General features: G+C 61.9%; 6 protein-coding genes, 1 tRNA gene and 2 rRNA genes (1 of these 9 running past the window's edge). 8 read left to right on the top strand and 1 reads right to left on the bottom strand.

Annotation, left to right across the window (positions count from 1 at the left end; genetic code table 11):
* The 3 genes from ROSELON_RS03465 to ROSELON_RS03455 form a co-directional block, all read left to right on the top strand.
* A 23S ribosomal RNA gene (locus tag ROSELON_RS03465) occupies window positions 1-814 on the top strand (it extends 2,055 nt beyond the left edge of the window).
* Window positions 815-954: 140 nt separating this feature from the next.
* Window positions 955-1,069: ribosomal RNA gene (rrf, locus tag ROSELON_RS03460) — 5S ribosomal RNA — on the top strand.
* Between the two features lie 81 nt (window positions 1,070-1,150).
* Window positions 1,151-1,227: transfer RNA gene (locus ROSELON_RS03455), tRNA-Met, on the top strand.
* Between the two features lie 150 nt (window positions 1,228-1,377).
* Here ROSELON_RS03455 and ROSELON_RS17740 read toward each other — a convergent pair.
* Window positions 1,378-1,599, bottom strand: coding sequence for an H-NS histone family protein (locus ROSELON_RS17740; RefSeq protein ID WP_245605443.1), 222 nt, complete (start codon window positions 1,597-1,599; stop codon window positions 1,378-1,380).
* Between the two features lie 392 nt (window positions 1,600-1,991).
* On the opposite strand from ROSELON_RS17740, the gene ROSELON_RS17340 reads away from it, so the two are divergent.
* The 5 genes from ROSELON_RS17340 (at window position 1,992) to ROSELON_RS03430 (ending at window position 10,538) form a co-directional block, all read left to right on the top strand.
* Complete coding sequence (locus ROSELON_RS17340; RefSeq protein ID WP_025311047.1) at window positions 1,992-5,774, top strand: peptidoglycan-binding protein; 3,783 nt, start codon at window positions 1,992-1,994, stop codon at window positions 5,772-5,774.
* Window positions 5,775-6,276: 502 nt separating this feature from the next.
* Window positions 6,277-7,308: a LacI family DNA-binding transcriptional regulator gene (locus ROSELON_RS03445; RefSeq protein WP_025311046.1), complete on the top strand. Its 1,032-nt coding sequence runs from the start codon at window positions 6,277-6,279 to the stop codon at window positions 7,306-7,308.
* A gap of 89 nt (window positions 7,309-7,397) precedes the next feature.
* Window positions 7,398-8,708: an ABC transporter substrate-binding protein gene (locus ROSELON_RS03440; RefSeq protein WP_025311045.1), complete on the top strand. Its 1,311-nt coding sequence runs from the start codon at window positions 7,398-7,400 to the stop codon at window positions 8,706-8,708.
* A 119-nt stretch (window positions 8,709-8,827) separates the two neighbouring features.
* The gene (locus tag ROSELON_RS03435) at window positions 8,828-9,694 is read left to right on the top strand and encodes a carbohydrate ABC transporter permease (protein ID WP_025311044.1); all 867 of its coding nucleotides are present in this window, start codon (window positions 8,828-8,830) and stop codon (window positions 9,692-9,694) included.
* Between the two features lie 13 nt (window positions 9,695-9,707).
* Window positions 9,708-10,538, top strand: coding sequence for a carbohydrate ABC transporter permease (locus ROSELON_RS03430; protein ID WP_025311043.1), 831 nt, complete (start codon window positions 9,708-9,710; stop codon window positions 10,536-10,538).
* Window positions 10,539-10,546: the final 8 nt, after the last annotated feature.

The raw sequence follows: 10,546 nt of genomic DNA, 5'->3' as shown, positions 1-10,546 counted from the left end.
CTTTACTACAGCTTCACACTGGCATCAGGCACAACATGTGCAGGATAGGTGGTAGGCTTCGAAGCAGGGACGCCAGTCTCTGTGGAGCCTCCCTTGAGATACCACCCTTGTTCTGCTTGATGTCTAACCGCGGTCCGTTATCCGGATCCGGGACCCTGTGTGGCGGGTAGTTTGACTGGGGCGGTCGCCTCCTAAAGCGTAACGGAGGCGCGCGAAGGTTGGCTCAGAGCGGTCGGAAATCGCTCGTTGAGTGCAATGGCAGAAGCCAGCCTGACTGCGAGACTGACAAGTCGAGCAGAGTCGAAAGACGGCCATAGTGATCCGGTGGTCCCGAGTGGAAGGGCCATCGCTCAACGGATAAAAGGTACGCCGGGGATAACAGGCTGATGGTGCCCAAGAGTCCATATCGACGGCACCGTTTGGCACCTCGATGTCGGCTCATCTCATCCTGGGGCTGGAGCAGGTCCCAAGGGTACGGCTGTTCGCCGTTTAAAGAGGTACGTGAGCTGGGTTTAGAACGTCGTGAGACAGTTCGGTCCCTATCTGCCGTGGGTGTAGGATACTTGAGAGGAGTTGCCCCTAGTACGAGAGGACCGGGGTGAACGATCCACTGGTGGACCAGTTGTCATGCCAATGGCAGTGCTGGGTAGCTATGATCGGAAAGGATAACCGCTGAAGGCATCTAAGCGGGAAGCCCCCCTCAAAACAAGGTATCCCTGAGGACCGAGGTAGACCACCTCGTCGATAGGCCGGAGATGTAAGCGCAGCAATGCGTTCAGTTGACCGGTACTAATTGTCCAATAGGCTTGATTTGATCCAGTAGAAGCCAGGCTTCGTACTAGGACCAAAAAAGCATCACCAAACGTGTACTAGACTTGGATGGTTCGTTATCGCCTCACGCGCTCAAGTAGCGCGCTGGCGCGGTAGCGCACCAATCATGTGTTTCTTCCTCGGTTTGGTGGTCATAGCGTAAGCAAAACACCCGGCTCCATTCCGAACCCGGCCGTTAAGTGCTACTGCGCCAATGGTACTGCGTCTCAAGACGTGGGAGAGTAGGTCACCGCCAAACCTAGAAAGAAACACACACACGTATCTCTCAAACGATACCCAAAACCTTGGTCTTCCAAACTTGGACACGCCAAGGACCCGGCGCGGGGTGGAGCAGCCCGGTAGCTCGTCAGGCTCATAACCTGAAGGTCGTAGGTTCAAATCCTACCCCCGCAACCAAATTTCCTGTTTCGTATCAGGATATTAAGAAGCCGCCCGATGGGCGGCTTTCTTCGTTTCTGAGGGCGTGGGGGCAGTCTGGGGGCACCTCTTCCCAAACTCAGTCCCCGAACCCCCACAAGTCTCAACACCAGGCAGAGCGTGATGTTCTCAGATCGCAAGATCCTCGAGAGACTTGCCACACTCGAGCGCTGCCGTAACCCAGGCCGGACGGCGTCCACGGCCGCTCCAGGTGACTTCAGGGTTCTCAGGATGTCGGTATCTGGGCGCAGAGGGCGCAGAGGCCTTCCTGCGGCTTCCTGAGCTCTCTCCGAGCAGCTCAGCGAGCTCGAAACCATGTGACCTGAGACCCGACTTCCGTCCAACCTGCACGCGTTTCCAAACGCTCACACGCCGCCCTCCCGGGCGGCGTTTGCGTTTCCAACACCTGTGGAAGCACAGTGGAAGCAAGAGGGGCCGAAGTCCTTCATAGCGCTTCGAAAATCGGTGCCTGCGATGACCTTTGCTTCCAGTGCCGTTCGATGGGAATCATCGCATCGATAGCGGCCGGGTGTGAACAGGCACGCAACATTGACCCCCAAGCGCAGTGATTGGCGCCAACGGAATGCGCCGAGCGAAGTGGCCTGCTCGATCCGGTGACGGGTGCGGACGCCATCAGGCCTCAACTCAGCTTTTTCTTGACTCGGTCTGGAAGAGCCGAACAATCAGGTCCTGATCCAGCAGATTAGCATGAGAACGGTCGCTTTCGCCCACGGGAGGATTCCATGCAAAAGGTGAACCCAAAACTGGTCGCGTCGGCAGTCGCTATGGTTTTTGCGGCGTCCGCCTCGGCGCCCGCAGGCCCTTATGTTGTGCCGAAATCGGACCTGTCGGTCTGGCACGAAGCTGACCGAAACGGCCTCAACAGCGCTTGGCCGCAAGGGCATCTGTTGGCGGAGCCCTTTCGTCAGGGTGACGTGTCGGACCCGATCCTCGTTCAGCAGCTCGACCTCCTCGAACTGTCCGATCTGCAGACGAATCTGAATGCGCTGGGGTATGACGTGGGCGACCCCAACGGCCGACTGACGGGCCGGACCCAGCAGGCGATTTCGGATTTCCAGAGCGATATGGGTCTTCTGGTCACCGGGCTCCCCGACAGCATCACGATCGCCGCTGTCGATGCCGCCTTGGCCTCAAGGGGCGCGCAGCAACCTGTGGCGGGGGCGAGCGATGCCCTTGCGGCCCCGAGCTTTGACTGCGCGCGCGCGACGACGCCCACGGAAAATGCGATCTGCAACGATCCCGCGCTCGCTGCCCTCGATGTTGCGCTGGCCGAGTCGTATCGCCACGCACTTGCCGCGATCGCTGCCGACCAGCGGGATATTGTGCGGCAGTTGCAGCGCGAATGGCTCAATCTCCGAAACGGATGCGCCAGCGATGCCGGCTGTCTCGCGATGATGATGCGGGAGAGGATTGCGATCCTCGACGGGGTGTCAGGGCGAACGACGTCGGTCACGGCAGGCGAGGCAGGCAGCGCGGCCGCGCCCGGGACGACAGCCCCTGCACCCGGTCATACGGACGTCGCCGGCGGAGCCACGGGGCAGATCGCCGAGCCTCAGGTGGTCCCGTCTGGGGGCGCTGCCGTTCCGCTCGACCTCCCCGGTCTTGTGCGGGCCGACAGTCTGCCTGTCATCGCCCTTCAGATGAGCGGTTTTCGCGTCAGTGGTCTGCCCCGCGACTACCAAAACGTGCAGGTCGACGTCCTGCGTCGTTTGGTTCATGGATCGCTGATCGCCGAGGGCAACTTGGACCGCCTGACGCTGGACCCGGGTACGGCACTGTCGCCCGAAGAGACTGTTGCCATCGCCCGCGAGGTCCTGGGCGTTTTGCCGGATGAGATGGAGCGTTTTTTCACGATACTGTCGCGAGAAACGGACACCCGCCGTCGTGCCGTACTGGCCGGATCATTGTGGCAATACACCGGCGATCTGGACGAGTTTCAGATGCAGCGCCTTACCCTGGCGATCAATGAGCGCGCTGCGCAAAGGACGCGCGAGAGGGCGATCGCCGGGCCCGTCGATGTTCTCATGGTCTGCGCACCGCTTGGGGCTTATGACTTCGACACCGGGGGGTTCCCCATCGAGGCGCGGTTTTTTCAAGGCGATTGCGGCGAGGTGCCACTCAGCAACATGCTCGGGCAAGAGCGGGCGCGCCTCGTGTCCCAGCTCGGGCGCGTTCCAGCCTCGTTTGACCTTCCGCTTGAAGCGGCAGAAGCGTTTCGCACCGCCCTGGGTGATCGACAGCCGTATATCGCATTTCCCGCCCGTCTGACCGCAAACCTGACCGAGGACGCCCGCGCCCCGATCCTGATCTCAGCGGAGCGAATGGGCCCTTACCGCGTGGTGGCGGGGGGCGATTTCGGACGAACCCTCCATGTGCTGGACGACGCCGCACTTCCCCGGACCGCCGCAGAAGCGCTGGATGCGTCACTCGCTGATTTGTCGCGGCCTTGGACGCTGGAAACCCGCGCCGAGCAAGAGCGCATCCTGTCCGCTGCCCAGCCCGTTGCGTTCGGGGCGCTGTCAGCCTTGCCGTTGGGGGCCGCGGCCGATCCGCTCGCCTTCACCTTGCGAACCGATGTTCCGGCGCGGCGCGATGTGTCGGACCTGTCGGGGCTGAGTGGGATCGGCACAGCGTCGATGCAGCGTCTCGCCGCTGCGCTGGGGCAACCGACGGGGCATGTGGGCATGGTGCGGCTGGGCTCGCCCGATCCCTCTCGAAACGCTGTGTCCCACGCCATTATCGTTCTGCCGCGTCCCGCATCGAACTACGCGCTGTCTGACGGTTTCCCGGACAGTGTCGAAGATGGTACCGCCCGCCGCCATGTGCTGGAGCTTTCGGTGACCGAGGTTTTTCGCACCGACGTGCCAACCGGGACTGGCCTGGGATTGGCGGGGCAAGCGTTGATCCTTGTCGCTGAGCCCGCGCGCATCGCAATTACGCAAATCGTGCCGCGCTTTTCGACCGATGCCGTGCCGCCCGTGGAACCCGTCCTGTGGGAGGCCGCTTTCGAGGGCGCGTCAGGCGCGGCCACAGACGTGGCGCGGATGGCAGCTGTTGATCTTGCCCGTCCGTCAGATCTCGTTCATGCGGCTGCTGCTGCCGCCGGTATTCCGACGGAGGAAGCGATCTTCCATGTGCTGGGCGAACACTTTGCCGACGGCGATGTGTTTGCACGTCAAGACGCCGCTGCAGCACTCGGCGCCGAAGCGGAGGCACGTGCCCAGCCTGGCGAGCGGCTGGTTTTCGCGACCGAGTTACAGCTCAATTCTTTCGACCCCGGACGCGGCGGCTGGCAATGGTCATGGGGCGGCGTGCAGTTCCCGGAAGGTCTGAGCGCGACCGAGGCAGCGATCTATATCAACCCGACCTACCCTCTCGCCCCAGATGGCAACCGGATGGACAGGATCCCTATGGACGCCGATACCGCGCGCGCCCTGAGCGCAGAGCCGGGCCATCCCACATACCTCGCTCGGATACATATCGAGATGGACCCCGTCGCAATCGAGTTCAGCCGGATTGTTCCTGATCGTGTCACCGCGATAAACTTCCCTTATCGCGTCCACGAGATTGAGCTTCTGCGACCCGGGGCAAACCCGGGCATAGACAACCCGGAGGCTCGTATGGCGCGCATCGTCCTGGAGGCGCCCATGCCTGAGGAGGCACCGCAGCCCGGGACGTCTGGCGCCTTGCCAGAGGCGCCATCCTCCGGCCTCCGACTCCTTGGCCTCGGTCTTGGAGACTTGATGTCCGAGGCCGAGACCGTTCTCCGCGAACGCATGGGATCTGGCGAGATCTACTATCGCTCGCGCGAAGCGCAGGCGTCGATGGGACAGGTGCGGCAGGACCTGATGGACTGGGCACCCTACTATGCCGCGACCCTTTTCGTGTCACAGGACGAACGCGAGATGGTCGCCCTCTACCACGAGCCACCGCATATGGGCGAAGTCGTTTCGGCAATTTCACGCAGCCGGTTCTTCGGTGCGGGAGAGGGCCCGCTTCTCTCCGAAATAGGCCCACAGCTTGTTCAGGCCTTTGGAGAGCCCGCAGACCGGGTTGGCGATACGCTGATTGTCTGGAACGAGGGCGCGGGGACGCAGATCGAAGAGAACGGCATCATGGTCACCGACGCCGCGCAAGCAGCCTGCCTGAGATCGCTGACGGCGTCGGCAAGGCAGTCCGAGACCTTCTTTGCGCTCGAACAGAGCACGCGCGCCAACAACTGGACCCCGCCGGAATGGACCGTCTGGGTGGATGAGGCGGGAGAGCGATGGCTGCCCCCCATCGCCAACCCGGTCGACCTGTCGCAACTGATGGCAAGTGGCTTTTCGGAGTGCCGGGGCACACATCTATTCGTCTGGGTGGAGGGCGGCTCGGACGGGCGGTTGACGACATTGCGCTTCGCCTTGGTGAACCCGGTTTACACGGCAGAACTTGCCGAGCGCAACCGAATGAACCTGCAAGACGCTGAACCTGCCGGCGCCGGAGGCGGATTGCTCGACCTGTGATGCGTGCTTACGGGCAACGATTCCGTAGGCGACTCATGCGACCAACTCGAACGTTCATTGGGTCTCGGGCGATGCAGCGGCTGGCTTGATCCGGGGCCGTTCCGTCGACGGTCCGTGATGTTTTCGGTTTACGCGAGACGATGGAGGCGCCGGAAACATCGATATCACGGACGGCTACGGCACGCTCGCGATCAAGGGCGTCCATTTCTGCGTCAAACGCCCTGATGCCAAGCCCAGGCCGAAGACCTGCCACATCACGATCTCGCCCGGGCCACTTGACGGCGTCGGTGGCCCATTGCCGACGTGTTTGGGGTCATGGTCAACCGTGCCATCGCACTCAACAAGAACCCCGGCGCATTCGTTTTCCCGGCGGACGCGCTGAGGCTTCTCGGTGCGCCTTGAGGTTTGCTTGGCACGGGCCGCAAGGCATGGCATGCCGGTTGACAGGATTGGCGCAGCTCGCCATCATTCGTTATCGCGCGTAAAAGTTAGGAGCGATCCTGTGCGCCAGGAAAGAGTGAGAACCATGGAGGAACTCGCCTCGGTAAGCGGTATATCGCGGCCGACACTCTCGAAGTTCTTCAACGATCCTCGGTCCGTCCGAAAAACAACCCGGGCAAGGATCGAAGAGGCTTTGGAGCGGTACGACTACACGCCCAACGTCTACGCGATCAATCAGAACCGGCAGCTGACGCGAAATATTGGGATCGTGGTGCCATTTCTGGCAGACCCGTTCTTCGCCGAGGTGGCGCGCAACCTTGAGCTTTTGTGCAGTGGCGCGGGGTTCAACCCGATCCTTCTCAGCTCACATGGCGACCCCGATCGCGAGATCGCCAATCTGGAAAGCCTTCGCGGCATACGACCTGCAGGTGTCCTGCTGGCGCCACTTGGACGGCGGTCACATCGGGACGATCTCGAAGCGTTCTGCACCGAGGTGACGACCGTCCTGTTTGACTGCGACGTCGAAGGTGTCGGCGATGCCATGTTCGGCACGGATCATATGCAAAGCACTGGTTTGATGGTTGAATATCTGTGTCGAACGGGAGAGGCGCCGGCACTGTTCGAGATGGCGAACGCCCCGAACCCGAATGCCAACAAGCGCAGATCGGCCTATGAGCAGACCATGCGACGCCTGGGGCATGAGCCCCTGGTTCTGTCGGTTGACGGCACCGGCTGGGCCTTTGAGGAAATCGCGCATCGCCAGGCGGGCCGCCTTATCGCGGCGCGAAGCCTGCCGACCAACACCGTGTTCTGTAGCAATGATCGCCTCGCGATCGGGTTTCTGTCCGCCGCCTATGAAAAAGGGTTGCGGGTGGGTGTCGGCGACGGCTGCGCCATCCGCGTCGCGGGGCATGACGACCATCCGTTCTCGCGCTTCACCTGCCCGTCCCTCACAACCGTGTCGCAGGATTACGACAAGATTGCTGGAAACAGCCTCGATCGCTTGCTGGACATGATCGCGTCGGGGGAGCGGCCAGGAACGAAGGCCTCGACGCTGTTTGAGGCGTCTCTTGTTCTGCGGCGATCAGCCTAAAAATTGTCGCGCGTAAAAATTTAGATTGACGCGAATCTAGGCAGCGGCTAGTCCTCCTGCATCACATCCAAGCTCAGGGAGGATATCGGATGTCACTCAAGCGCGTTCTCGGCGCCACCACGGCGCTTACGCTCTGCACCGCAGCTGCCTTTGCCCAGGACACCACGATCACCATCGCCACAGTGAACAACGGCGACATGATCCGCATGCAGGGCTATACCGACCAGTTCACGGCCGAGACCGGCATCGCGGTCGAATGGGTGACCCTGGAAGAGAACGTGCTGCGCCAGCGCGTCACGACCGACATCACCACCAATGGCGGCCAGTTCGACATCATGACGATCGGCATGTACGAGGCGCCGATCTGGGGTGCCAATGGCTGGCTTGTTCCGCTCGACGGCCTGTCCGAGGACTACAATGTCGACGACATTCTGCCCGCCATGCGCGCGGGCCTCAGCCATGACGGCACGCTTTTTGCGGCCCCGTTCTACGGCGAGTCGTCGATGATTATGTACCGCACGGACCTGATGGAGGCCGCAGGTCTCGAAATGCCCGACGCCCCGACCTGGGAATTCATCCGCGAGGCCGCAGCCGCCATGGATGACCCCGAAAACGGCGTCAACGGCATCTGCCTGCGCGGCAAGCCCGGCTGGGGTGAAGGCGGCGCCTTCATCAACGTGACGGCCAACTCGTTCGGCGCACGGGTCGTGGACGAAAACTGGCAGGCACAGCTCGACAGCGAAGAATGGGCCAACGCGCTCAACTTCTACGTCAACCTGATGAACGATTACGGCCCCGACGGCTACGCCACCAACGGGTTCAACGAGAACCTCTCGCTGTTCCAGCAGGGCCTTTGCGGCATGTGGATCGATGCCACGGTTGCGGCGTCCTTCGTCACCAACCCCGACGACTCGGAAGTGGCCGACTCGGTCGGTTTCGCGCTTGCCCCGAACGCCGAGGGCGTGGATCGCCGCTCGAACTGGCTTTGGGCCTGGGCACTGGCCATCCCCGCCGGGACGCAGCAGTCCGACGCGGCGCTGCAGTTCATCGAGTGGGCCACCTCGGCCGACTACATCGAACTGGTCGCCGAGAACGAAGGCTGGGCCAACGTGCCTCCGGGTGCGCGCACCTCGCTTTATGAGAACCCGAACTATGCCGAGGTTCCGTTCGCGCAGATGACGCTCGACTCGATCCTCGCGGCCGACCCGAACAACCCGACGGTTGATCCGGTCCCCTACACGGGCATCCAGTTCATGGCGATCCCGGAATGGGCGGGTTTCTGGACCGAAGTGAGCCAGGAATTCTCGAATGCCTATGCCGGTCAGCAGACCGTCGAAGAGGCGCTGGCGCGCGCCCAGGACATCGTCAACGAAGCCATGGAAGCGGCTGGTTACCAGTAAGCTTCAGGCAACCCTCGGAAGGCGGCGCCAGCCGCCGCCTTCCGACCCCCCTGTTTCTGCTACAATCTACGAGACACGGTTCACCGGGCCTGCGCGCCTGAACGAAGAGGATTTGCATCATGGCAACCCAGTCTTCCCGAGCAGCGGCAAGGATCATGATGGCGCCGGCGGTCTTCCTACTCCTCGTCTGGATGCTCGTTCCGCTCTGCATGACGCTGTGGTTCTCGGTTCGCGACTATCGCCCTCTGCGCGGCGGCGACCTGGGCTATGTTGGCCTTGAGAACTTCGCTCGCTTCGTCTCGTCCTCATCGTTTTGGCCCGCCATCTTCACGACGCTTCTGATCGTCGGTGGTGTGCTTTTGGTTTCGATTGTCTTCGGCGTCTTGCTGGCGATGCTTCTGGATCAGCCGATGTGGGGGCAGGGCATTGTCCGGATCCTCGTGATCGCCCCGTTCTTTGTCATGCCCACCGTCTCGGCCCTGGTGTGGAAGAACATGTTCATGGATCCCACAAACGGCGTCTTCGCCCATATATGGAGGGCCTTTGGCGCGGATCCTGTCGTCTGGTTGACCGACGTTCCGATCCTGTCATTGGTCCTGATCATCTCGTGGCAGTGGCTGCCGTTCGCCACGCTGATCCTTCTGACAGCATTCCAGTCGCTCGACAGCGAACAACTGGAGGCCGCCGAGATGGACGGCGCAAGCCCGCTGGCGCGTTTTTTCTTCATCGCGCTGCCGCATCTGAGCCGCGCCATCACCATCGTGATCCTGATCCAGACGATCTTCCTTCTGGCGGTGTTCGCCGAGATTTTCGTCACCACCGGCGGCGCCTTCGGGACCCGGACGCTGACCTACCTGATCTACCAGCGGGTGCTGGAAAGCCAGAATGTCGGCCTGGGGTCGGCGGGCGGTGTCTACGCCATCATCCTCGCCAACATCGTTGCGCTGTTCCTGATGCGTATCGTCGGCAAGAACCTGGATCGCTGAGGAGGCACTGACCATGGCACGCGCCGTTTCGACACAACGCAAGGCCCTCAACACCGCGATCGCGTGGATCATCGGACTGCTGATCTTCTTCCCGATCCTCTGGACGATCCTGACCAGCTTCAAGACCGAGGCCGAGGCCATCGCCAACCCACCGGTCATCCTGTTCTTCGACTGGACGCTGGAAAACTACGGCGTGGTGCAGGAGCGTTCGAACTACATGCGGTTCCTGTGGAATTCGGTCATCATCGCGGGCGGCTCGACCCTGCTCGGCATCCTCATCGCCGTTCCGGCCGCCTGGTCCATGGCCTTCGTGCCGTCCAGACGGACCAAGGACATCCTGCTGTGGATGCTGTCGACCAAGATGCTGCCGGCGGTGGGCGTACTCTACCCGATCTACCTGCTCTGCATTCAGCTTGGCGTCCTCGACAACCGCGTGGCGCTGGTCGTCATCCTGATGCTGATCAACCTGCCGATCATCGTCTGGATGCTCTATACCTACTTCCGTGAAATCCCCGGCGAGATCCTCGAGGCCGCGCGGATGGACGGGGCCGGCCTGAAGGAAGAGCTTCTCTATGTCCTGACGCCGATGGCCATTCCCGGCATTGCGTCGACCATCTTGCTGAACTTCATCCTCGCATGGAACGAAGCGTTCTGGACGCTGAACCTGACCTCAGTCGACGCGGCGCCGCTGACGGCCTTCATCGCGAGCTATTCCTCACCCGAGGGTCTGTTCTTTGCCAAACTGAGCGCTGCCTCGACCATGGCCATCGCGCCGATCCTGATCCTTGGCTGGTTCAGCCAGAAACAACTCGTCCGGGGCCTGACCTTCGGCGCCGTGAAATAGGAGTGGCC

The sequence above is a fragment of the Roseibacterium elongatum DSM 19469 genome (genome assembly GCF_000590925.1).
Taxonomy (GTDB): domain Bacteria; phylum Pseudomonadota; class Alphaproteobacteria; order Rhodobacterales; family Rhodobacteraceae; genus Roseibacterium; species Roseibacterium elongatum.
The sequence above is the reverse complement of the archived record's forward strand: the minus strand, read 5'-3'. Positions and strand labels throughout refer to the sequence as shown.